Below are 23,119 nucleotides of genomic sequence, written 5' to 3'. Positions count from 1 at the left end.
TCAGAACAGGGTGGGGGCGTTGTCTGTGCCCGTGTAGGGCAGGCCCAGGTGTTCATAGGCCCGCCGGGTGGCCATGCGCCCCTGGGCCCGGCGCTCGATAAAGCCCAGCTGCATCAGGTAAGGCTCCACCACGTCCATGATCGTGTCCGGTTCCTCACTGATCGAGGCGGCGATGGTGTTTAGTCCCACCGGGCCGCCGCCAAACTTTTGGATGATGGTGCTCAGTACGCGGCGGTCCATATCGTCCAGGCCGAGCGCGTCAACTTCCAGCAGGTCCAGCGCCGCATGCGCCACCTCTGCCGTGATGGCGCCGTCGGCGCGCACCTCGGCGAAGTCGCGCACCCGGCGCAGCATGCGCAGCGCCACCCGCGGCGTGCCGCGCGAGCGGCCGGCCAGCAGCGCCAGCCCGGCTTCGTCAGCCGGGCTGCCCAGCTGGGCGGCGGCGCGTTGCAAAATGGCTTGGATGGCGGCCGGCTCATAGTAGTCCAAACGGAAAGTGGCGCCAAAGCGGGCGCGCAGCGGCGCGGTCAGCAGCGCCAGGCGCGTGGTGGCGCCGATTACCGTGAAGCGCGGCAGCTTGAGCCGGATGGCGCGCGCCGCCGGCCCCTTGCCGATCACGATGTCCAGCGAGAAATCTTCCATCGCCGGGTAAAGCACTTCTTCCACGGCTTTGCCCAGGCGGTGAATCTCATCCACGAAAAGCACATCGCCCGAATTCATATTGCTGAGGATGGCGGCCAGGTCGCCCTGGCGTTCGATGGCCGGGCCGGAGGTGACTTTGATGTTGACGCCCATTTCATTGGCCAGAATGTGAGCCAGGGTGGTTTTGCCCAAACCAGGCGGGCCGTAAAAAAGCACATGGTCCAGCACTTCTTCCCGTTGTTTGGCGGCGGCCAGCAAGATGCTTAAATTCTCGCGCACCTTGTCCTGGCCGATCAACTCGTTGAGGGCGCGCGGCCTGAGGGCCGGTTCCAGTTTGTCATCGCTGCGCGGTTGGGGGTCCACCAGGCGAGGTTGGCCAGGGTTCATCGCAAAGATTATACATGAGCGGGTCTGACCCGGGTTTTTGCCGCCCTGCCGGCCAAGTCCACATATAATCCTGTTAGCTGAGGTATTCAACAAAATGAAAAACGTCCACGCTTCCCCCCATCCTCTGGTTGCCCATAAACTGTCTATTTTGCGAGACAAAAGCACTGAGCCGCGCAAATTCCGCGAATTGGTGCGTGAGATCAGCGCTCTGTTGACCTATGAAGCCACTCTTGATCTGGAAACGGAGGCGCGCCAAGTGGAAACGCCGATGGGCATGGCCCAGGGCCGCAGCACCAAGAAAGAACTGGGTCTGGTGCCCATTTTGCGCGCCGGCCTCGGCATGGTGGACGGTGTCTGGGACCTGGTTCCGGACGCGCAGGTCTGGCACATTGGCCTGTATCGAGACGAGAAAACCTTGCAGCCGGTGCAGTACTACAACAAGCTGCCCACGCTGCCCACCGTGGGCGTCTGCCTGGTGCTCGATCCCATGCTGGCCACTGGCGGATCAGCGGCGGCGACTGTCAGCATCTTGAAGGACTGGGGCGTGACCCAGATCAAGTACATGGGCATCATCGGTGCGCCCGAGGGCATTGAGCATCTCAGCAGCCTGCATCCTGATGTGCCGATCCACCTCGGCGCGGTGGACGATCGCCTCAACGAGATCGGCTACATTGTGCCCGGTCTGGGCGACGCCGGCGACCGTCAGTTCGGCACGGGGTAAGACGCGTTATCTGTCATTGCGAGGAGTGAAGCGCTATGCCGCTGAACGACGAAGCAATGACGGTTGAGTCTAGCTTGCAACCGCCGCCTGCGTGATCCCCACGAACTCCTCCGCCTTCAAACTGGCCCCACCCACCAGCGCGCCGTCGATCTCCGGCATGGCAAAGAAGCCGGCCGCGTTGCTGGCATTGACTGAGCCGCCATACAGCACGCGCAGGCCCTGGGCCAGCGCATCGCCGTACAGACCAGCCAGGGTCGGGCGCACCACGTTGCGCAGCAGCGTGTTGGTCTGCTCCGGCGTGGCGGCTTTGCCGGTGCCAATCGCCCACACCGGCTCATAGGCCACCACCAACGCCGCCGCTGAGTTGAGCGAGCTGCCGTCCAGCGCGGCGCGCAGCTGCCGCGAGAGCACTTCGGCCGCCTGGCCGGCTTCATTCTCCTGCAGGGTCTCGCCCACGCACAACACCGGGCGCAGCCCGGCGGCCAGCGCCGCACGTACCTTGCGCTGCACGTCTGCGTCGCTCTCGCCAAACAGCGCTCTGCGCTCCGAATGTCCGATGATCACATATTGGCAAAACTCCGCCACCATGCTGGGGGAAATCTCGCCGGTGAAAGCGCCGGACTCTTCCCAATATAAGTTCTGCGCGCCCAGAGCCACGCCGCTGTTGTGCAGCAAGGCCGAGACCGGCATCAGCGCCGTGGCGGGCGGACAGACCAGCTTGTCCACCCCAGCCACGGCCTGCAGCCCGGGCAGCATCTCTTCCACCAGGTGCAGCGCCTCGGCGGAGGTCTTGTTCATTTTCCAGTTGCCGGCGATCAGGGGTGTGCGTGCCATGATTATTCCTTGTCCTGCAAGGCGGCCAAGCCGGGCAGCAGCTTGCCTTCCAGCATTTCCAGCGAGGCGCCGCCGCCAGTGGAGATATGGGTGATCTTATCGGCCAGGCCGGACTGCTGCACGGCGGCCACAGAGTCGCCGCCGCCGATGATGCTGTCCGCCGAGGAATCGGCCACCGCTTGCGCCAGCGCAAAGGTGCCTGCGGCGAACGGCTTCATTTCAAACACGCCCATCGGCCCATTCCACACCACGGTTCCCGCCTTGGCGACTTGCTCGCTAAAGGCCGCCGTGGTCTGCGCGCCGATGTCCAGGATACGCCAACCCTCCGGCACGTCGCCGGTCGCTATCGTTTTGTGCTGTGCGCTGGCGTCAAAAGCATCTGCGATGACGACGTCCACCGGCAGGTGCAGCTTGTCGCCGTCTTCTGCCAGTAAGCCCTTGGCCGTCTCCACGGCCTCCGCCTCCACCAGCGAATCGCCCAGCGCATAGCCCAGCGCCTTGAGGAAAGTGTTGGCCATGCCGCCGCCGATCAACAGCTGGTCGGCCTTGGTCAGCAGGTTGCGGATCACTCCGATCTTGTCACTGACCTTGGCGCCGCCCAGAATGGCGACGAATGGCCGCCGCGGTTCAGCCAGGGCCTGGCCCAGGTAGCGGATCTCTTGCTCCATCAGCAGGCCGGCCACGGCTGGCAGGTGCTTCGCCACGCCCTCGGTCGAAGCGTGGGCGCGGTGGGCCGAGCCGAAGGCATCGTTCACATAAATATCGGCCAGCTTGGCCAGTTGAGTCGCCATCTGCGGGTCGTTCTTGGTCTCGCCGGGATAGAAGCGCGTGTTCTCCAGCAGCAGGATCTCGCCGGGCTGCAGGGCGGTCGCGGCGGCTTCCGCCTCTGGCCCCACACATTCCGGGCAGAATTTGACCGGCGCGCTGACCAGGGTCGCCAGGTAGTCGGCCACCGGCTTCAGCGAATATTGCGGGTCAGGCTCGTCTTTGGGGCGGCCCAGATGGGAGCACAGCAGCACCGCTGCGCCGCGTTCCAGCAGGTTGTTGATCGTCGGCAGGGCGGCGCGGATGCGCGTATCGTCCTGCACCACGCCGTTGTCAATCGGCACATTGAAGTCCACCCGCACCAGTACGCGTTGGCCGCGCGGCTCAATGTCTGCAATCGTCTTCTTGTTGAACACGTCCAAATCCTCTCTAGATCTCTGCCAGCGGGCCTGTGCGTTCCTGCAGCAGGTCCATCAATATCTGAGCCAGCCGGGCTGCATCATGGTGGCCGGGTTTCTTGGGGTCTGCCAGCGCAGCTTTGTACAGGGCGTAATGTTTTTCCAACCCTTCTTCGGCCACCACCCACTCCGAGCCGGCCGGCAGCCTGGCGGACTGCTCCTGGTTGCTCAGCACAATATCAAAGACGCCCTTGCCAATGTGTTCCTCAATGGCTTGCACATGGTCGCCGCAGCGGTAGCCGTCGGTTTCACCGGCTTGGGTGGCCAGGTTGCAGATAAAAATCTTCAGCGCCGAGCTGTTCTTGACCGCCGCCGCCAGGTCAGGCACCAGCAGGTTGGGCAGAATGCTGGTGTACAGGCTGCCCGGGCCGATCACGATCAGGTCGGCGTTGAGCAGCGCATTGATCGCGTCCGGGTAGGCGGGCGGCGAATTGGGCTCCAGCCATACGCGCCGCACCGACCCGCGCATATGGGGGATCTGGCTCTCGCCGTGCACACGCACTTCCATGCCGGCCAGCGGCACGGCCATGTCCGCCACCAGGCGCACATCGTGCAGCGTGGCTGGCAGCACCTGGCCGTGCACCGAAAGCACCCGGCCGGATTCGGCGATAGCTTCTTCGAAGCTGCCGGTGATCTCGCTTAGGGCGCTGATGAACAGGTTGCCGAAGGAATGACCCTCCATGCCGCTTTCGCCGCCGGAGAAGCGATATTGGAAAAGCTGGGTGATCAGGGTTTCGTCGTTGGAAAGCGCTGCCAGACAATTGCGGATATCGCCGGGGGGCAGCACACCCAGTGAATTGCGCAGGCGGCCAGAGGAGCCGCCGTCGTCTGCCATGGTCACGATGGCGGTCAGATTATAGGTGTGTGCTTTGAGGCCGCGCAGCAGGGTGCCCAGACCATGTCCCCCGCCGATCACCACAATGCGCGGCCCGCGGCCGCGGCGTCGGTGGTCCGCCAGCGTATCCACCATGGCCTGCCCCGGGCGCTGGTAGGGCGCCATCAAGGAGCGGTTCATCTTGATCACACCGTACACCATTGAACCAAAACCCAGCAGGGCGAAGCTCACTGCGCGCAAGGTGCGGTCCAGGAAGCGCAAAGAAAACAGATCGAAGATCTGCAGCCACCAGACCTCTGGGGTCTGGCGGTACACATCCAGGATCAGCATGGCCGCGCCAATGCCGATGAGAAAGGCTCCGAAAAATATCAGGAGAATCCAGCGCTTTACCCCCAAGCCTGGAGTGAGCCAGCGGAGGATGCGCAACGCCTCATTCCAGGCTGTGCGCAGCCCGTTAGAGAGCCGTGCACCCATAAGGCTTGGGATGATAGCAGTCTTTGGAAGCAGCGTCAACGCGCTGGTTTGGAGCTGCGGCTACATCTCACGGTATGATTGGCGGCTGATCATGGAAGTCGCCCAACGTGAATGGCGCGTCGCCGCCAAACTGGACCCGCAAACAGAACAGCAGCTCAGCACGCAGCACCCGCTGATGCGCCAGGTGTTGTTCAACCGCGGCGTGCGCACCGCCGCCGAAGCCGAACGTTACCTGCAGGCCCTGCCGCCTGAGGTCAATGACCCCTTCCTGATTAAAGACATGGCCCTGGCGGTTGACCGCCTGGTGGCTGCCATCCAGAAGGGCGAGCACATCGTGGTTTATGGCGATTACGACGCCGATGGCGTCACCGCCACCGCGCTGCTGCTGGACAGCTTCGGCCGCTTAGGCGCCCAGGTGCGGCCCTACATCCCCAATCGTTTTGAAGAAGGGTACGGCCTTAATATTGAAGCCCTGCGCACTCTGAAAGAAGAGGGTGCGGACCTGGTCGTCAGCGTGGATTGCGGCATCCGCTCTTTGAAAGAAGCCGCCGAGGCGCGCCGCCTCAAGCTCGACCTGATCATCACTGACCATCATTCACCGGGGCCGGAGATGCCGGACGCCTTCGCCGTGATCAACACCAAGCAGCCGGGCGATGAGTACCCCGAAAAGCAGCTGGCCGGCGTGGGCACGGCTTACAAGCTGGCCTGTGCCGTGCAGTCCAGCATGCAGCCCGGCGCCGGGCCGGACACCAGCCTGCTGGATCTGGTGGCGCTGGGCACCGTGGCAGACATGGTGCCCCTGGCCGGGGAAAACCGCTGGATGGTGCGCAACGGCGTAGCCCGCCTGCGCCAGCCAGCCCGCCAGGGCGTCTGGTCGTTGATGGGCGCCTCCGGCGTCAAGCCAGCCAAGGTCACCGCTGGCGACATCGGCTACCTGCTGGGGCCGCGGCTGAATGCCGCCGGCCGCCTGGAAACCGCCCTGAATGCGCTCAATTTGCTGGTCAGCACGGACTTGTTTGAGGCCGGGCGGCTGGCCCAGTATCTGGACAGCCAGAATCGTGAACGCCAAGCGCTCACGCGCGAGATGACCGCCACGGCCGAAGAGATCGTGGCTGCCCAAAGCCCGCAGGATTTCCTGCTTATCGCCGCCCACGAGCAGTTCAATCCCGGCGTGGTCGGCCTGGTGGCCTCCCGCCTGGTGGAGAAGTTCTATCGCCCCGCCATCGTGGCCCACCGCGGCCCGGACTTTACCCGCGCCTCATGCCGCAGCATCCCTGAGCTGCACATTACCGATGCGCTGCAAACCTGCGCCGACCTGTTCACCAACTTTGGCGGGCATGCCGCCGCGGCCGGCTTCACCGTTCCCAACCAGCACTATGCCGAAGCCATGCAGCGCTTGCAAGCCTTAGTCGGTGAGCAGCTGGTCAGCTTGCAGCTGCGCCAGGTGCTGCGCGCCGATGCGGAGCTGCCTCTGATCGACCTCAAGCCAGAGTTGTTGGGGCTGCTGGAGCAGGTCGAGCCGACCGGCATGGATAACCCGCAGGTCAACCTGGTCAGCCGCGGCCTCAGCGTGCGTGATGCGCGTGGAGTGGGGGAAGAGGGCGCCCACCTTAAGCTCAAGGTCAGCGATGGCTGGATCACCTATGATGCGATCGCGTTTCGCCAGGGGCATTGGATGCAGAACTTGCCCCCGCGCCTTGATCTGCTCTATCGCTTTGAAGCCAACGAATTCAACGGCCGCACCTCGCTGCAGCTCAACGTGCGCGACCTGCGCCCCAGCGACTAAACCCGCTCAGTCAACAAAACGATACTTCAGCAAGGCCCACAACGCTTCAAAAGCGTCCTTGAGCTTGATCTTTTTGCCTTCGGAATAATCGCGCGGGTTGAAACTGATCGGCACTTCATAAATGCGCGCCCGCCGCTTTAGCAGTTTGGCCGTGATCTCGGGTTCAAAGTTGAAGCTGTTGGAACGGATGGTGATGCCCGCCAGCGCCTCGCGCCGGAAAAGTTTGTAGCCGGTTTCCATATCCGTCAGAATGTTGTTGTACAGGATATTGGTGATCAGCGTCAGCAGTTTGTTGGCCACCATATGCCAGAACATCGTGGGCCGGCGCGGCGCCCCCATAAAACGCGAACCATAGACCACATCGGCGATGCCCTCTTCCATCGGCTTGAGCAGCGCCGGGATGTCGCGCGGGTCATATTCCAGGTCGGCGTCTTGGATCAGGATCAGTTCACCTTGCGCCGCCTGGATGCCCGTGCGCACCGCCGCGCCCTTGCCCTGATTGCGCGGGTGCACGACCAGGCGCACTTGAGGGTCATTTAGGCTCGCCAATACATCTGCTGTGCCGTCTTGTGAACCATCGTCCACCACAACGATCTCATCTGCCACGCCGGTGGCTTTGACGCGCTTGAGGATCTCCAGAATTGTTTGGGCCTCGTTGTACACAGGCATCACGATGCTGAGCTTCATGGCCCGGATTATACGCCGGGTGCGCTCAAAAACCCGCATGCTATAATCCCCGCAGAGCCACAGGGGATGCAGGCTCGGACCATTACCGGCGGTGTTTTTGCATGGGCAGTTTGAGTTTTAAGAGCATATTCCCCAGAATGTGGCGAGTAGGGTTGGTTTTGGCGTTGGCGCTGGGGCCCTGGTTGGCCGCGCCCCGCCAAAGTCAGGCGGCGTACGCCGCCCAGCTGGATGACCCCCTGAGCAAGGCGGCCGTCCTGCTGCAGGAGCTCACCCCCGAGCAGCGCGTGGGGCAGCTGTTTCTGGCCACCTTCGTAGGCGCCGGCGCCAGTGCGGAAAGCCAGATCTACGATCTGATCGCCAACTATCACATCGGCGGCGTGGTCCTCCGCCGCGATATGGACAATTTCTCCGGCCTGCCAGATACGCTGGCTGACCTGGACAGCCTGACGCGGGCGCTGCAGCAGGCGGCCGCCGCCAACGCCGGCGAGACGCGCGCCGACGTGCTCAGCGGCCAGAGCTATACCGGCCAATACATTCCCCTGCTGGTGGCCATCAATCAAGAAGGCAATGGCTACCCCTACGACCAGATCCTCGAAGGGCTCAGCCCGCAGCCTTCTGCTATGGCGCTAGGCGCCACCTGGGACCCGGAGCTTGCGCGCCAGGCCGGCGAGCTGTTGGGTCGCGAACTCTCCACCTTAGGCGTCAATATGCTCCTGGGTCCCTCGCTGGATGTCTTGGAAGACCCCCGCCCGGAAAGTTTGGGTGACCTGGGGGCGCGCAGCTTTGGCGGTGACCCCTTCTGGGTCGCCCAAATGGGCCAGGCTTACATCCGCGGCGTGCACACCGGCGGCGACGGCCGCATCGCCGTGGTGGCCAAGCACCTGCCCGGCAATGGCGGCACCGACCGTCCGGTGGGGGAGGAAGTGCCCACCGTGCGTGAGTCGCTGGAGCAGCTCACCCAAGTCGAACTGGCGCCCTTCTTCGCCGTGACTGGCGAGGCACCGGATGTCCAAACCACGGCCGATGCGATGTTGATGGCTCACATTCGCTATCAGGGCTTTCAGGGCAATATTCGCACCACCACACGCCCCATCAGTCTGGACGCACAAGCGTTTGCCCAGCTGCTGGGCTTGCAGCCTTTTGTCGATTGGCGTGCCGCCGGTGGTCTGGTGATCAGCGACAATCTCGGCACCCGCGCCATCCGCCGCAACTATGACTCCACCGAGCAGGCCTTCAATTCGCCCCTGGTGGCGCGTGATGCATTTCTGGCCGGCAACGACTTGCTCTACCTGGGCAACTTCTTGGCGACTGGCGACCCGGATGCCTATACCAGCATCCGCAACACGGTCTCATTCTTTGCCCAAAAATACCGGGAAGATGCAGCTTTTGCCGAGCGCGTCGATCAATCTGCCCTGCGCGTGCTGGCTCTCAAATTCAAGCTCTACCCGGAATTCTCGCTGGATGAGGTGCTGCCAGAAGTGGATAGCTGGCAGGCGCTGCAACAAAATCAAGCTCTGATCTTCGAGGTGGGGCGCCGCTCCGCCACTTTGCTCAGCCCGGACATGGACCAGCTGGGCAGCGTGCTTCCTAGCAGCCCGGGGCGCTTCGAGCAGATCGTCTTCATTACCGACAGCTACAATGTCTTGCAGTGCAGCAGTTGCCTGCCGGAAAGTGCGCTCCCGGTCAGCGCCATGGCCGACGCGGTGGCCGACCTGTATGGCCCACGCGGCGGCAACCAGATCTCCACCGCCAACCTGACCTCATTTTCCTTTTCCCAACTGGCCCGCACGCTGGACGGCCTGTGGCCGGACGGCCAGGACCCCGTGACGGCCAGCCTGCAAATCGCCGAATGGGTGGTCTTTCTGCCCACCCGGCAGGACAGCCGGCCCGAGTCGAATGCCTTGCGCCGCCTGCTTTCCGAGCGGCCGGACTTGCTGCAAAACAAAAAAGTGGTCGTCTTTGCCATGGACGCCCCCTATTACCTGGACGCCACTGACATTACCCGTGTGAGCGCCTATTACGGTCTGTACGCCAAGCGCACCGGCCTGGCGCAGGTGGCCGCCCGTCTGCTCTTCCAGGAGCTGCATGCTTCCGGGGTCTCCCCGGTGTCTGTAGAGGGAATTGGCTACAGTCTGTTGTCCGCCGTGGCCCCCAACCCGGCCCAGACCATCCCACTGCAAGTACAGCGGGTTTCACCGCCCGAGCCGCTCCCCAGTCAAACGGCGGAAGCAGAGGCCACGCAGAGCAGCGTCACTCCCCAGCCCACCCCGCCACCCATTTTCCAGGCAGGCGATTCGCTCAGTTTGCAAGCTGGCCCGGTATTGGACCACAACGGGCACATCGTGCCGGATGGGACCATACTCACTTTCGAGATCTCGCTCACCAATGAAGGCCCCGGCCTCAGCCGCCAGCTGTCCGCCCCTACCCGCCAGGGTTATGCCGCGGCTTCCTACTCCATTGAGGCCGAAGGTTTCTTGCAGATCCTGGCGGTCAGCGGCGACCCCCGCGCAGTTTCTATCGCACAGCAGTTCGAGGTCTTGGGCATCAATCCGGAGGGGCTGGCGCTCCAGGCCACTCAGACGGCCCAGGCTCAGATGATGGCCACCGCATCGGCCATCCCCCCGGCCGTCACCGACGCCCCCCCAATTGAGGTGGAACCCCCCCGGGCTGGTTTGGTCGAATGGTTCCTGACCACGCTTATCTCTGTCCTGGCCGCAGTCTTTGCTTATCAGGCCAGCCTGAACAGCCAGCGCACGCGCTGGGCGGTGCGTTACGGGCTGTGTACTTTGATTGGCGGCTTGTTGGTGGGCAGTTACCTGGCGTTTGATTTGCCGGGCAGCCAGGCCATCTTGAACTGGAGCGGGGAGTGGGGTGTGGTGCTGTGCGCGCTGATGGGCGCCGGCTTGGGTTGGGCAGCCGCCTGGCTGTGGCAGGAAGTGGCCAATATGCCGCGGCCCATGACCGGCTCAGCGTCCAATCGAAGCGATAAGACTGAGCAATAGCAGGCTGCCCGCCAGCCACAATAGCCCGCGCTCTGCGCGTGAACTCAAGATATCGGCCAGGGTGGGGTTGGGCAAACGCCCGCTGTTGCGTGAATTCGGCTCCAGCTTGCCTAGCAGGGCTTCTTGCAGGGCCTGAATGCTCTGCGGGCGCTCCTCCGGGTGCAGGCTCAGCGCCCAGATCGCGGTTCGCTCGGTGCGCGAGCTGATCTCCGGGTTCAGTTCGCGCATGGCTGGCATGCTGTTGGGGTTGAGGAAACGTTCGCGCGCTTCGATCGGCGGCGTATTGGTCAGCAGGTGATACAGCGTGGCCCCAAAGGCGTATACATCGCTGCGGGCGTCTGTGTGGCCCGTGTCGCCGCCATATTGCTCCAGCGGCGTGTAAAGCGCCGTGCCGCGCCCCTGCACGATGGTCACCGTATCCTCCTGCGCGGCCAGGATCTTCACCAGCCCAAAATCCACCAGCTTCACCACGCCGTTGGGCGTCAGCTTGATGTTGCTCGGCTTCACATCTCGGTGCAAGATCGGCGGGTCCTGGCTGTGCAGGTAATGCAGGGCGTCGCCGATTTGGCTGGCCCACAGCAGCACTTCTTCTTCCCTCAGGAATTCGCCGCGTTGGCGGGCGGCCATCATTAAGGAGCGCAGGTCCTCGCCGGGGATGTAATCCATCACCAGGTAGTCACTGTGCTCTTCGGAAAAGAAGTCAGAGACTTTGGGCAGGTTGGTGTGGTCCAGGCGCGCCAGTACCGTGGCTTCTCGCAGGAACTGGGCGCGGGTCTGGTCCAGTGTTTCCTGCGACAAGGACGGGTCCAGGCGCACTTCTTTTACCGCGCATTGGCGGCCCTGCAAACGCAGATCATCGGCAAGGTATATACTTCCCATACCGCCGCGGCTGATGAATTGAGCAATGCGATAGCGCTCGCGCAGCACCTCGCCAACTTCTAAGGGCATGTGGTCTCTTCTTTCAAAATGAATTCCTTCCAGCCGAAATTGTTGCGGGGCGTAACGGCTGGGCGTCTGGCAGCGTCTTGACTAAGGCGCTGAATTGAGTAGCCAGAATTTTGGTATTATAACTTGAGAGGTTTGATGGCTTCTAAGAACGAGTCCCATCCCGTTCTCTTGGCACAGAGTGGGCCATTAAGTGGAGAACGATGGCCAATCCGTGGCCCTCTAACGATTGGTCGCGACCAGGACTGCGACATTGTCATTCCTGATCGCAAAATCTCTCGCCAACACGCCCAGCTGCGCCTGAGCGATGATGGCGTGGTGCTCGAAGATCTGGACAGCAAGAACGGTACCCATCACAACGGTGAGCAGCTGCACGGCCGGGTCTTGCTGAAGGACGGCGACATCGTTCAGATCGCCCTCGCCCAAAAGTTCGCCTTTATCAGCTCGGACGCCACCGTCCCCTTGGAATTTGAACCGCCTGTGGAAAGCGGCCTGGAAGAACGCCGCCTGCGCATGGACAAACGCTCCCGCCGGGTGTGGGCCAATCAGGTGGAGATTGCCCCGCCGCTCTCACTGGCCCAATTCACCATGCTCGACCTGCTTTACCGCCGTGATGGCTTGGTGGTGCCGCGTGAGGAGATGGTGCGGGCGGTTTGGGGCCAGGAGGAAGCCTACGGCATCTCCGACCAGGCCGTCGACGCCCTGGTACGTCGTTTGCGCGACCGATTGGCCGAAGCCGACCAGGGCTTCGAATATGTTGTCACCGTGCGCGGCCACGGCCTGCGCCTGGACAATCCCAAGCTGTAGAGCGCGAAAGACGAGGCATGCCTCGCCCCTACGCGAAAACTTGACTCGTCTTTTGCGAGGGATGCTTACATAGCAAGCCTAGCGAAGCAACCTGAATGTTTATCCCAGCCCTAGAAAATCGCAAGCTTTGCTTAGAGCTTATGGCTTACAGCCTATAGCTACCCCTGCATACCCTTTTCCATCGAGACGCGCAGCGCGGCGCGGTACGCTGCCCGGATCTTTTCGGTTAGCTCTTTATCCTCAGTAGCTTCCAGCTGCATCATCATCGCTGACAGGCTCTCGATGAACTCAGGGGTGATCTCGTCTTTGTGCTCGGCCACGATCTTTTTGAGCGTTTCTTCGTCCGCGGCTTCCATCAGCTTGTCCAATAGTTCCGGGTTGTAGCCCGGGGTGATCAGCTGCTGGATGACTTGGGTCAGCGCTTGCAGTTTCTGCAGGCGGGCGCTGTCATTATTCTGTTGGGCTTCCCCCAGCGACTGGTTCAAGACCTGGATGAAGAATTCATCTAACACGGCCGGGTTCTCCTGGATCAGCACGGCCGCATCTTCGGCCTCCAGCAAGGCGTCCAGGTTGCGCAGGGCCACATTCAAACGGGCCTGCAATTGCTCATCCACGCGCTTGGTGATCTCCAGCAGATCCTCGCGCATCTTGTTCAGCTTGTCTTTGTCGGCCCCATCCGCTGCGTCCAGTCGTTCGCTCAGCATCTGAAAGAAGCTGTAATCCAGCCCCGGGCGCGCCATGCTGGCCAGCGCATTGAAGCGGATGTCGTTGCCAGCCGCCTCGCTCAGCAGGTCCAACAATTTTTCACGCGTGAGCTCTTTGCCGGCCGCTTCCAGGCTTTGGCGGGCGGCCTCCACCTCGTCGGCCTGCGACTTGATCTGCCGGCCCATCTCGGTATGCTCCAGCAGCGCTTCCTGAATGCGGCCAAGCTTGGATACGCTGGCCTCGTCGCGGGCGGCCATGCCCGCTTCCAGCATGCGGCTCAGCAGGGTGAAGAACTCGCTGTCGATCGTCTCGCTGGCGGCTTGCACCATTCCCACCAGGCCGTCATCGCTGGCGGCCATCAGGCGCTGCAGCAGGTCTACCCGCTTGCGCTGGGCGTCCAGCATCTCTTTGGTGATGCCCTCGCCTTCCAGCACTTTTTCGATCAGGTTCTGCAGGGTGAACATCTGCTGCGGGTTGAACAGATAGCCCTTGCGCTGCTCTTGCGGCAGGTTGTCCACCACTTTGTTGATCAGCGGGGCGATGCTGCGTTCCTGCTCCATCACCGGCACGTTCAACTCCGCCGGGAAATAGGTCAGCAAAAATTCCTTGGAAGGGTCGTGATAGATCAGCGGGGTGGGTACCTGGCCCTGAAAACCACAGAAAGGGCAGTTGATCACGTTGAAGCTGCCATTCAGCAGGCGCTGCTTGGCTTGCGGGTCCGCGGCCACATCAAATAGCTGCTCGATCTCGGTCACGCTGGGTTGTTTGCAGTTGGGACAGGGTACTTGAATTTTAGCCATGCTCTCTTCCAAAAAATAGTTTATTGCGCACGCGGCAGCGAGAAGCATACCCGGGCGCCGTCTTTATACTGAGTATCGACCCAAATGCTGCCACCATGCGCTTCCAGGATGGCGCGCGTCAGGTACAGGCCCAGCCCGGCGCCCTTGGTGCTGCGGGCGGTTTCGCCGGCGCGATAGAAGCGGTCGAAGATGTGCGGCATGTCGCCCGGCGGGATGCCCGGCCCTTGGTCCTGTACGCACACTACCACATGCTCCGGCCGCACTTGGCCAATGATGCGGATCTCGCCGCCTTGCGGCGAATACTTGGCCGCGTTGGACAGCAGGTTGAGCAGCACCTGCCCTAGGCGCTGCTCGTCGCCCAGCACTATGGGAAAGTCCGGGGGGAAGTCTAGCACGATATTGTGCTTGTCTGTCTGGGTGCGGAAGCGCTCTACAATGCGCTCCGCCAGGCGCCCCAGCGCCAGATCGCTGGCATTCAATGCCAGCGCGCCGGCCTCCAGGCGGGAGGCGTCCAGCAAGTTCTCGATCAGTTCGGCCAGGTGGTCGGCCTCTTCCTCGATCACTTCCAGGCTGTCTTGCACTACTTTGCTATCCCAGCGCACGTCTTCACGGCGCAGCGTGCCCACATAGCCCTTGATCAGCGCCACCGGGGTCTTGAGCTCATGGCTGATCACCGAGATGAAGGTGCTTTGCATCTCCTCGGCCTGGCGGAAGTGGCTCACATCCCGCACCGAGGCGATGATGTTGATCAGTTGGCCTTCGGGGTTCAGCAGCGGAGCGTAGGTGATCCCCACCGGCAGGGTGCTGCCGTCTTTGCGCAGCAGGTCGCCTTCCACGTACAGCGTGGCCGTGGGGGTCAACGGCCAGCCGCCCGCTTCAGCGCGTTCCAGCGTAGGCCCGTGGGTGACCTCTTTCCACAGAATGACCTGCGCATGCTCCCGGCCCACGATCTCGCTGGGCGTCTTGCCCAGCAGGCGCGCCAGCGCCGGGTTGCAGCGCTCGATGGCGTGGTTGGGTTGCAGGATCAGGATGCCGTCCGCCACGGAATTCAGCAGGCCGTCCAGCCGCTGGGCCTGGCCGCGGCTTTGGTTGTACAGCTGCGCGTTGTGCACGGCGATGGCGGCCTGGTCGGCAAAGCTCTGCAGCAACAGTTGGTCCTCACGCGAAAAACGGCCGTGGTAATTGCGAAAGACAAAAATAACGCCCAGCACCGAATTCTGCACGATCAGCGGCAGACCCACGCCGCTCAGCAGGCCCAGGCTGACTTCGCGTGCCAGGTTCTGCAGCAGACGGTTGACCTCGGGGATCTCGAAGCGGGCCGCTTCCTCAAAATCGGGCACCTCAGCCAGCAGCGGGTCCAGGTAGCTGATCAGCGGCTCCGGAATACCAATGAAGGCGGCTACATTCCAGCCGCCTTCATTGCCGCGCAGCGCCACCAGGCCAGCCTGGCCGGCCAGCAGCTCTGCCGCGTGCTGCAGGATGCGCGCCAAGACATCATCCAGGTTCAACTCCTGGGTGATGGCGCGGGCAATTTCCAGCAGGTAGTCGCGTTGGCGTACTCTGAAGTCAGGCAGCATCAGCAGACCTTCCCCCTATGATAGCCAAAAACGCGGCCGAAAGGATGTTTACTTCTTCGGCAGGCTCTTGGCGGTGATCTCCAGAGCCTTGTCGATCACTTCGGCGGGCACGTCCAGCATGCCGCGGAAGCGGATGGAGCGTTCGCCTGACTTCAGTGCATACAGGCCATTGTCCTTCATGGCGCCGATGGTGGTGTCACGCGCCGCCTTGTCCGGCAGGTCAAAAGCCACCATCATGCCGCGGCCGCGCACGTTGCTCAGCACGCCCTTGGAGTCAGCCGCCAGGCTGTGCAGACCGCCCATCAGCTTCTCGCCCATCTTGGCCGTGTGCTCCATCAGTTTCTCTTCCTGGATGATCTCCAGGAAGCGGGCGGAGCGCACCATGTCGGTCAGGTCACCGCCCCAGGTGGAATTGATGCGGCTCTCTTCTTCAAAGACGTTGTCAGGCACCTGGTCGATGCGCGGGCCGGCGATGATGCCGCACACCTGGGTCTTCTTGCCGAAGACGATGATGTCCGGCTGCACGCCCATATGCTCGATGGCCCAGGTCTTGCCGGTGATGCCCAGACCGCTCTGGATCTCGTCGGCGATGAACAGGAACTCGTGCTCATCGGCCAGGCGGCGCAGTTCGGCAAAGAATTCGGGACGGAAGTGGTTGTCGCCGCCTTCGCCCTGGATCGGTTCAATGATCAGCGCCGCCACATCACCCGGGTACTGCTGCACCGCCGCCTCGATCTGCGCGATGGCGATCTCCTCGGCGCGCTTGACCTCCGCCAGCACCTCATCGGTGACAGGGAAGCGCAGTTTGGGGTTCAGCACCCGCGGCCAGTCGAACTTGGGGAAATACAAGTACTTGCGCGGGTCATCCGTGTTGGTCAGCGACATGGTGTAGCCGGAGCGACCGTGGAAGGCTTCACGGAAATGGATCACCTTGGTGCCCATCCCCTCAATGCGGTGCGGCTGGCCCTTGGGGGCCGGCTTGCCGATGCGCCCGAAGTTCTGGCGCGTTTTCCAGTCAAAGGCGGTCTTCAATGCATTTTCCACCGCCAGCGCCCCGCCGGCGATCAGGAACAGGTGCTTCATCTCGGCCGGCATGGCGATGCGGGCAAACGTGTCCACAAATTCCGCCATGTAGGTCGTGTAAAAATCCGAGGAAGAAGGCTTGGTGATCGCCACGCTAAGCAGTTTCTCGATAAAGGCGGCATCGTGCATCTTGGGGTGGTTGTGGCCGATCGGCGCGCTGGCAAAATAGGTATAGAAGTCAATATAGTCCTTGCCGGTCAGCGCATCGTGCAAATAGGCGCCCTGGGACTTTTCCAAGTCCACCACGATTGGCTCTGCGCCGGATGGCAGGTGTTTTTCAATTTGCGCGTGAACTTCAGAAGCTTTCATCGAGTTCTATCTCCAAAAATCGAACATGGGTGGGGGTTGTCGGCATTATACAGCCAAACGGTATAATGGCTAGGTACGCCGCCAAACGGCCCCTGATTTGCCATTCATGACAGTTGAAATTGCCTTAACCCTGGGCATTTTAGGCGTGGCGCTGCTGCTGCTGGTTTTCGAGCGGCTGCGCGCCGACCTGATCGCCCTCCTGGTCCTGCTCAGTCTGACCTTGTCTGGCTTGGTTACCCCTGCCGAGGCTCTTTCCGGTTTCAGCAACCCTAGCGTAGTCACCGTGTGGGCCATGTTCATTTTGGGGCTGGGCTTGGCGCGCACCGGCGTGGCGGACTGGCTGGGCCGCTTCATTTTGCAGGCCAGCAAACAGCGCGGCGAAGCCGGGCTGATCGCCCTGATCATGTTGCTGGCGGTGCTGCTCTCGGCTTTTATGAACAGCTCTGCCATCGTGGCCATGTTCCTGCCCGTGATCAGCGTGGTGGCCCGCAAGCGCCAGTTCCTGCCGGCGCGCCTGCTGATGCCGCTGGCTTTTGGCACGGTTTTGGGCGGCTCCACCACGCTGATCAGCACCATGCCCAACATCTTGGTCAGCAATGCCCTGGAGGAGTTCACCGGCCAGGGGTTCCGCTTCTTCGACTTTGCGCTGACCGGCCTGCCGGTCAGCCTGGCGGGCGTGGCCTTCATGGTCCTCATCGGCCGCCATCTGCTGCCTCGCCGGGAACGCAACCTGGAATGGCCCGGCGCTGAACCGGGCAAGCTCTTTGGCCTGGAAGAGCGCTTGTTTGTGCTGCGCCTGCCGCCCGGCAGCCCGCTGGCTGGCAAGCGCCTGGCGGAAAGCCGCCTGGGCAGCGCCCTCAAGCTGAACGTGGTCAGCATCCAGCGCGCCGGCCTGACCCAAACCGCGCCCAGCTCTCAAACCATCCTGCAGCAGGGCGATGAGCTGCTTGTTCTGGGCAAATCGGACTGGCTGCAGGATCTGCTCTCCGGCCAGCAGCTTCACTTGGACAATGGCAAGCAGCGCGCCCCGCAGGAGCAGTTGAAACTGGATGTGAAAGAACTGGTCTCCAGCCAGGTCGATCTGGCCGAAGTGGTCGTGCCGCCCGGCTCGCCTGTGATCGGCCAGAGCTTGTATCAATGTGATTTCCGCAAGAAGTACAAGGCCAATGTGCTCGCCATCTGGCGCGAGCGCCCGGTGCGCACCAACTTTCAGGACATGCCCCTGCGCTCCGGCGACCGGATTCTGGTGCAGGCCAGCCGCAAACACCTGAATGGGCTCAGTGCCTCGCCAGATTTCACGCCCGGCGAACCCAATGCCGTGGCTGCCTACGAACTTCAGGAGCGTTTGCTCCTGCTGACCGTGCCGTCCGGCTCCACCCTGGAGGGCAAAACTCTGGCGCAAAGCGAACTGGCCGATGCTTTCGGTTTGTCGGTGCTGGGCATCGTGCGCAATGGCAAAACGCGCCTGATGCCCAAGGCCAAAGAACGCCTGCGCGCCGGCGATCAATTGGTGGTCGAAGGCAAGCTGGAAGATGTGGAGCTGCTGCAGGCCATCCAGCAATTGGAGGTCAAGGAAGTCCTGACCCCGCAGTTGGATGAGTTGGAGAGCGTGGAAATCGGCCTGGTCGAAGCCGTGCTCTCGCCCCATTCGCGGCTGAATGGCAAGACCCTGCGTGAACTCAAGTTCCGCGAGAAGTATGGCTTGAACATCCTGGCCATCTGGCACGGCGGGCGGGCCTATCGCTCCAACCTGCGCGAGATGCGCCTGCACCACGGCGATTCAGTGCTGCTCTATGGGGACCGCACGCGTATCAAACTGTTGGCCGAAGAGCAGGATTTCCTGATTCTTTCCGAAGAACTCCAAGAGTCGCCGCGCCGCGAAAAGGCCCTGCTTTCCATGCTGATCATGGCGGCCGTGGTGCTGGCCGCCGGCCTGCGCCTGCTGCCCATCGAGATCGCCGCATTGGCTGGGGCGACCGCCATGGTGCTGACCCACTGCCTGACCATGGAGGAGGCGCAGCGATCCATTCGCTGGCCGGCCGTCTTCATGATCGCCGGCATGCTTCCGCTGGGGATCGCCATGCAGACCAGCGGCGCGGCTGAATTGCTCGGCCAGCTTGTGCTCAGCGAAGCCGGCGCCTGGCAGGTCTCCATCTTCCTGGGCGCGCTGTTCCTTTTCAGCAACCTGCTGTCTCAGGTGGTGCCGCCGCCGGTCGTGGCCGTGCTGATGTCGACTGTGGCGCTCAGCGGCGCGCTGCCTGCGCACACTTCACTGCAGGCCTTGCTGGTCACGATTGCGCTCGGTTCGGCCATGCCTTTCCTCAGCCCCATGGGACACCCGGCCAATCTTCTGGTGCTCGGCCCCGGAGGGTATCGCTTTAGCGATTACACTAAAGTGGGCCTGCCGCTGACCCTGCTGGTCATGTTGGTCGCGGTGCTGGTGGTGCCCCTCGTTTGGCCGCCTTAGATGACGAAGCATAGACCCTTTCTTTTTGAATTGATGGCTGCCGATGGCCGCGCCCGCGCGGGCCGTTTCAGCACGCCGCATGGCATGCTGGAAACCCCGGTCTTCGCTCCCGTGGGCACTCAGGCCACCGTCAAGGCCGTCACCCCGGCCCAGCTGATGGAGCTGGGCGCCAGCCTGGTGCTGGCCAATACCTATCATCTCTATTTGCGCCCCGGCGACCAGCTGGTCAGCGATATGGGCGGGCTGCACCAGTTCATGCAGTGGTCCAAGCCGATGCTCACCGATTCGGGCGGATTTCAGGTCTTTTCCCTGTCGGACACGCGCCAGATCGATGACGACGGCGTCACTTTCCGCAGCCACCTGGACGGCTCGGCGCACCGCTTTACCCCGGAGAAAACCGTCGCCATCCAGGAGAACCTGGGTGCGGACATTGTGATGGTGCTGGACGAGTGCGCCGAGCCCTACGACCGGGCTTATAACGAGATCGCCATGCAGCGCACCCATGCCTGGGCCAGGCGCAGCATGGCGGCCCGCACCCGCCCGGACCAGGCCATGTTCGGCATTGTGCAGGGGGGCGTCTTCCCGGATCTTCGTGCACGCTCAGCAGAGTTCATTGCCGCCCAGGAGTTCGAGGGCAATGCGATTGGCGGCCTCTCTGTGGGCGAGAGCAAGGCCGAGATGTACGCCATGCTGGACGTGGTCACCCCCATCCTGCCGGCGGACAAGCCGCGCTACCTGATGGGCGTGGGCACGCCGGAAGACCTGGTGGAGGGCATTCGGCGCGGCGTGGACATTTTTGACTGTGTGCTGCCCACCCGCCTGGGGCGCACGGGAGCCGTCTTCCTGCGGGCCGGCGGTCGCCTGAATATGAAGAACGCCGAGTTCGCCCGCGATACACGCCCGGTGGACGATGCCTGTGCCTGCTACTCCTGCCAGAACTTCAGCCGGGCCTATTTGCGTCACTTGGTGCAAACCAAGGAGATGCTGGCTTCGACCCTGCTGTCCATCCATAATCTGCACACCCTGGTGCAGCTGGCCAAAGACTTGCGTGCCGCCGTCCTGCGCCGCGAATTTGAACTCTATGTGGCCGCCCTGAATGTGCGCGCCGGCGCAATCGAGTAAGATTCACTATCCCGAATAGAAAGCGAACCTAGTTGCTGTGGAATTTTTGCATGTCCTTTTGCTTGGAGCAATTCAGGGCGTCACCGAATTTCTGCCCATTTCCAGCTCCGGGCATTTGATTTTGGCCCGCCACCTGCTTGGCATTCAGCAGGAGGCCCAAGTGGCCTTCACTTTTGACGTCATTATCCAGCTGGGTACCTGGCTGGCGGTCATGATCTATTACTGGGCAGACATCCGCGCCATTGCTGCTGATATGTGGGCCGGCCTGCGGGGCCAGCCCGGCCCACTGGCCCGCCTGGGCTGGATGATCTTGCTGGCCACCGTGCCAGCGGTTTTAATCGGCTGGCCGCTGAAGGACCGCATGGCCGGTGAAATGAGCGGGCTGTTCTTCACTGGCGTTTTTTTGTTGATCAATGCCGGGCTGATGCTGCTGGCGGAGTGGGTGGGCAAGCGCAGCCGCCAGCTGGCGGACGCCAACCTGAACGATGCGCTCTTGGTCGGCCTGGCGCAGGCCGCGGCCCTGCTGCCGGCGGTTTCGCGCTCGGCCGCCACCATGGCCGGCGGCATGCTGCAGAACTTCACCCGGCGTGATGCGGCTCGTTTCGCCTTTCTCATGTCAGTGCCGGTCATGCCGGCGGCGGCAGCGGTGGGTTTTTGGGATCTGGGCCATTTGCCCAACCCGGGCGCCCTGGGCCTGCCATTGCTGGGCGGCTTCCTGGTCGCCGCACTCGTTGGCTACTTCAGCATTCGCTGGCTGCTGGGTTATTTGTCGCGCAACTCTTTCATGCCCTTCGCGGTCTATTGCATTGTCTTGGGCAGCCTGGTGCTGTACTTCAGCTAGGGTATTCTAGGGAGATGAGCGGGTTGTTGTCTCGCTTCGTCGTACTGCTGGGCTTCTTTTTAGTGGCCTGCAACCCGGCTTCGGCTCCAGCCACCACGCTGCAGATCGGCCTTAGCCCTGCGGCGCGCCCGCTGCAAGCCGCCATAGGCGTCTGCCTGCCCGCCGACGAGGGTCTGTCGGCCAATCTGCAGGTCATCTACCCCAACCAGGTGGACCTGGCGGAGTGGGATCTGTATTTCCAACTCGGCGAGCCCGCGTCTGAACCGGGCTTTGTGGCCCAGGTGGCTTGGGAGCAGCTGGCCCTGGCCCTGCCTTCTGAGCGCCTCCTCCATTTGTCTGCTGTCCAGGTCGCACAGCTCTTCCGGGGGCAGATAGCCAACTGGAGTGAACTGGGCCAGACTAGTGCAGAGGTGAACCTGTACCTGCCGCCTGCCGGAGATGAAACCCGCCAGGCCTTTGAGCGCGCTATCTTGCAAGGCCAAGTGGCGGGCGACGCCCGGCTCACCACATCGCCGGCTGAAATGGCCGCCGCCGTGGCGGCCGATGCCAACGCGGTGGGGCTGCTGCCCCTGGCCTGGGCCAGCCCAGGCATCTCCTTGGCCAGCCTGGACCTGCGCCTGCCGGTACTGACCCTGGCGGACGCCCCGCCGCAGGGGGCCGCGCATGCTTTGCTGGCTTGCCTGCAAGGACCGCTGGGGCAAGCCGCTTTGACGGAGTTGTACGAAGGCATCCAATAAAAAAGGCCCGGGAACCCGGGCCTTTTTGTCTGTGCATTTACTTCATTTGCTTGGCGATCTCAGCCGCCTTGCGGATCATTTGGTTGGTGTAGCCCCATTCATTGTCATACCAGGCGAAGATCTTCACCAGGTTGCCGTCCACCACCTTGGTCATCTGCATGTCAATGATGCAGGCGTGCGCATCGCCGACGATATCGGAGGAGACGATCGGGTCGTTGGTGGTGCGGATGATGCCCTTGTAGCGCTTGGAATTGGCTTCATCCGTCAGCACCTTGTTGATCTCTTCCGGCGTGGTGTTCTTCTCGGTCAGGAAGACCACATCGGACACCGAACCGACCGGCACCGGCACGCGCAGCGCCACACCGTCGAACTTGCCCTTGTACTGCGGCAGGGCCAGCGTGGTGGCCTTGGCGGCCCCGGTGCTGGCGGGCACGATGTTGATCGCCCCGGCCCGTCCGCGGCGCACTTCCTTGGGATCCGGCCCGTCCACAATGCCCTGGCCGGCGGTGTAGGCGTGCACCGTGGTCATGATCGCCTTCTGGATGCCGAAGTGGCGGCCAATCACCTCCACCACCGGCGTCAGCGAGTTGGTCGTGCAGCTGGCGCAGGAGATGATCGTGGCTTCGCCCACCGGCTCACTGACACCGTACACCACGGTGGGCACGTCTTCGCTCTTGGTGGGGGCGGAGATGATCACATACTTGGCGCCAGCTTCAATGTGTTTGCCTGCGTCCTCTTTTAGCGTGAAGCGGCCGGTGCTTTCGATGACAATGTCGATGTTCAGCTCTTTCCACGGCAACAGGGCGGGGTCGCGCTCGCTGAGGAACTTGATCGATTGCTTGCCTACCTTCAGCGTGTCGCCGTCCACGCTAACCTCATGCGCCAGGCGGCCATACACCGAGTCGTATTTGACCAGGTAGGCGATGTTGTCTGCTGGGGCGATATCGTTAACCGCCACTACTTCCAGTTCGGGCGTGTCCATGATCAGGCGCAGCGCGGCGCGGCCGATGCGTCCCAAGCCATTAATTGCAATGCGTGCCATGTTTCCTCCAGAAAAAACAGGTGGGTAATTGCGCGAATTATAGTTCTCGTTGTGGCAAACGAGAAGTGATATTTGACCCCTGCGCGTACTCTA

The 23,119-nt window shown here is 62.5% G+C and carries 18 protein-coding genes; 8 read left to right on the top strand and 10 right to left on the bottom strand.

What is annotated here, in order from left to right:
- The gene (gene ruvB, locus KF885_01515; GenBank protein ID MBX3047832.1) at positions 1 to 1,029 is read right to left on the bottom strand and encodes a Holliday junction branch migration DNA helicase RuvB; all 1,029 of its coding nucleotides are present in this window, start codon (positions 1,027 to 1,029) and stop codon (positions 1 to 3) included.
- A gap of 94 nt (positions 1,030 to 1,123) precedes the next feature.
- Here ruvB and upp point away from each other — a divergent pair, with 94 nt between their 5' ends.
- On the top strand, positions 1,124 to 1,750 hold the full coding sequence (gene upp, locus KF885_01510; GenBank protein MBX3047831.1) for a uracil phosphoribosyltransferase: 627 nt from the start codon (positions 1,124 to 1,126) through the stop codon (positions 1,748 to 1,750).
- A 69-nt stretch (positions 1,751 to 1,819) separates the two neighbouring features.
- Here upp and tpiA read toward each other — a convergent pair whose 3' ends face one another.
- The 3 genes from tpiA to KF885_01495 are packed head-to-tail and all read right to left on the bottom strand — an operon-like array spanning position 1,820 to position 5,116.
- A complete protein-coding gene (gene tpiA, locus KF885_01505; protein MBX3047830.1) occupies positions 1,820 to 2,584 on the bottom strand; it encodes a triose-phosphate isomerase in 765 nt (254 codons plus the stop codon).
- A 2-nt stretch (positions 2,585 to 2,586) separates the two neighbouring features.
- On the bottom strand, positions 2,587 to 3,765 hold the full coding sequence (locus KF885_01500) for a phosphoglycerate kinase (GenBank protein ID MBX3047829.1): 1,179 nt from the start codon (positions 3,763 to 3,765) through the stop codon (positions 2,587 to 2,589).
- 13 nt (positions 3,766 to 3,778) lie between these two features.
- On the bottom strand, positions 3,779 to 5,116 hold the full coding sequence (locus KF885_01495; GenBank protein MBX3047828.1) for a YvcK family protein: 1,338 nt from the start codon (positions 5,114 to 5,116) through the stop codon (positions 3,779 to 3,781).
- A gap of 10 nt (positions 5,117 to 5,126) precedes the next feature.
- Between KF885_01495 and recJ the strand changes: the two genes are divergently transcribed.
- Positions 5,127 to 6,902: a single-stranded-DNA-specific exonuclease RecJ gene (gene recJ / locus KF885_01490; protein ID MBX3047827.1), complete on the top strand. Its 1,776-nt coding sequence runs from the start codon at positions 5,127 to 5,129 to the stop codon at positions 6,900 to 6,902.
- Positions 6,903 to 6,908: 6 nt separating this feature from the next.
- On the opposite strand, the gene KF885_01485 is transcribed toward recJ, so the two are convergent.
- Entirely contained in the window at positions 6,909 to 7,589 is a 681-nt protein-coding gene (locus KF885_01485; protein MBX3047826.1) for a glycosyltransferase family 2 protein, read from the bottom strand.
- 137 nt (positions 7,590 to 7,726) lie between these two features.
- On the opposite strand from KF885_01485, the gene KF885_01480 reads away from it, so the two are divergent.
- Positions 7,727 to 10,591: a hypothetical protein gene (locus KF885_01480; protein MBX3047825.1), complete on the top strand. Its 2,865-nt coding sequence runs from the start codon at positions 7,727 to 7,729 to the stop codon at positions 10,589 to 10,591.
- Here the strand turns inward: KF885_01480 and KF885_01475 are convergent.
- Positions 10,556 to 11,539, bottom strand: coding sequence for a serine/threonine protein kinase (locus KF885_01475; protein ID MBX3047824.1), 984 nt, complete (start codon positions 11,537 to 11,539; stop codon positions 10,556 to 10,558). The two genes, KF885_01480 and KF885_01475, sit on opposite strands and share 36 nt — an antisense overlap.
- 135 nt (positions 11,540 to 11,674) lie before the next feature.
- On the opposite strand from KF885_01475, the gene KF885_01470 reads away from it, so the two are divergent.
- Entirely contained in the window at positions 11,675 to 12,343 is a 669-nt protein-coding gene (locus KF885_01470; protein ID MBX3047823.1) for an FHA domain-containing protein, read from the top strand.
- A gap of 158 nt (positions 12,344 to 12,501) precedes the next feature.
- Here KF885_01470 and KF885_01465 read toward each other — a convergent pair whose 3' ends face one another.
- Genes KF885_01465 through lat form a run of 3 tightly spaced genes read right to left on the bottom strand, consistent with a single transcriptional unit; the run spans position 12,502 to position 16,817 of the window.
- On the bottom strand, positions 12,502 to 13,848 hold the full coding sequence (locus tag KF885_01465) for a hypothetical protein (GenBank protein MBX3047822.1): 1,347 nt from the start codon (positions 13,846 to 13,848) through the stop codon (positions 12,502 to 12,504).
- A 20-nt stretch (positions 13,849 to 13,868) separates the two neighbouring features.
- Complete coding sequence (locus KF885_01460) at positions 13,869 to 15,425, bottom strand: PAS domain-containing protein (GenBank protein ID MBX3047821.1); 1,557 nt, start codon at positions 15,423 to 15,425, stop codon at positions 13,869 to 13,871.
- Positions 15,426 to 15,473: 48 nt separating this feature from the next.
- Positions 15,474 to 16,817: an L-lysine 6-transaminase gene (lat, locus tag KF885_01455; protein ID MBX3047820.1), complete on the bottom strand. Its 1,344-nt coding sequence runs from the start codon at positions 16,815 to 16,817 to the stop codon at positions 15,474 to 15,476.
- A gap of 106 nt (positions 16,818 to 16,923) precedes the next feature.
- Here lat and KF885_01450 point away from each other — a divergent pair, with 106 nt between their 5' ends.
- Genes KF885_01450 through KF885_01435 form a run of 4 tightly spaced genes read left to right on the top strand, consistent with a single transcriptional unit; the run spans position 16,924 to position 21,984 of the window.
- Positions 16,924 to 19,284, top strand: coding sequence for an SLC13 family permease (locus KF885_01450; protein MBX3047819.1), 2,361 nt, complete (start codon positions 16,924 to 16,926; stop codon positions 19,282 to 19,284).
- Entirely contained in the window at positions 19,285 to 20,406 is a 1,122-nt protein-coding gene (gene tgt, locus KF885_01445) for a tRNA guanosine(34) transglycosylase Tgt (protein MBX3047818.1), read from the top strand.
- A 58-nt stretch (positions 20,407 to 20,464) separates the two neighbouring features.
- Positions 20,465 to 21,247 (top strand): undecaprenyl-diphosphate phosphatase, encoded by a 783-nt coding sequence (locus tag KF885_01440; GenBank protein MBX3047817.1) that lies wholly within the window; start codon positions 20,465 to 20,467, stop codon positions 21,245 to 21,247.
- Positions 21,248 to 21,261: 14 nt separating this feature from the next.
- Positions 21,262 to 21,984 carry a hypothetical protein gene (locus tag KF885_01435; protein MBX3047816.1) on the top strand — a complete coding sequence of 241 codons (723 nt, stop codon included), beginning with the start codon at positions 21,262 to 21,264 and terminating at the stop codon, positions 21,982 to 21,984.
- 37 nt (positions 21,985 to 22,021) lie between these two features.
- Here the strand turns inward: KF885_01435 and gap are convergent, their stop codons facing one another.
- A complete protein-coding gene (gene gap, locus KF885_01430; GenBank protein ID MBX3047815.1) occupies positions 22,022 to 23,026 on the bottom strand; it encodes a type I glyceraldehyde-3-phosphate dehydrogenase in 1,005 nt (334 codons plus the stop codon).
- Positions 23,027 to 23,119 lie beyond the last annotated feature (93 nt).

It is taken from the genome of Anaerolineales bacterium (genome assembly GCA_019637805.1).
Classification (GTDB): Bacteria; Chloroflexota; Anaerolineae; order Anaerolineales; family UBA11579; genus JAMCZK01.
Note: the sequence above shows the minus strand (reverse complement) of the source record. Positions and strands in the feature narration are given on the sequence as shown.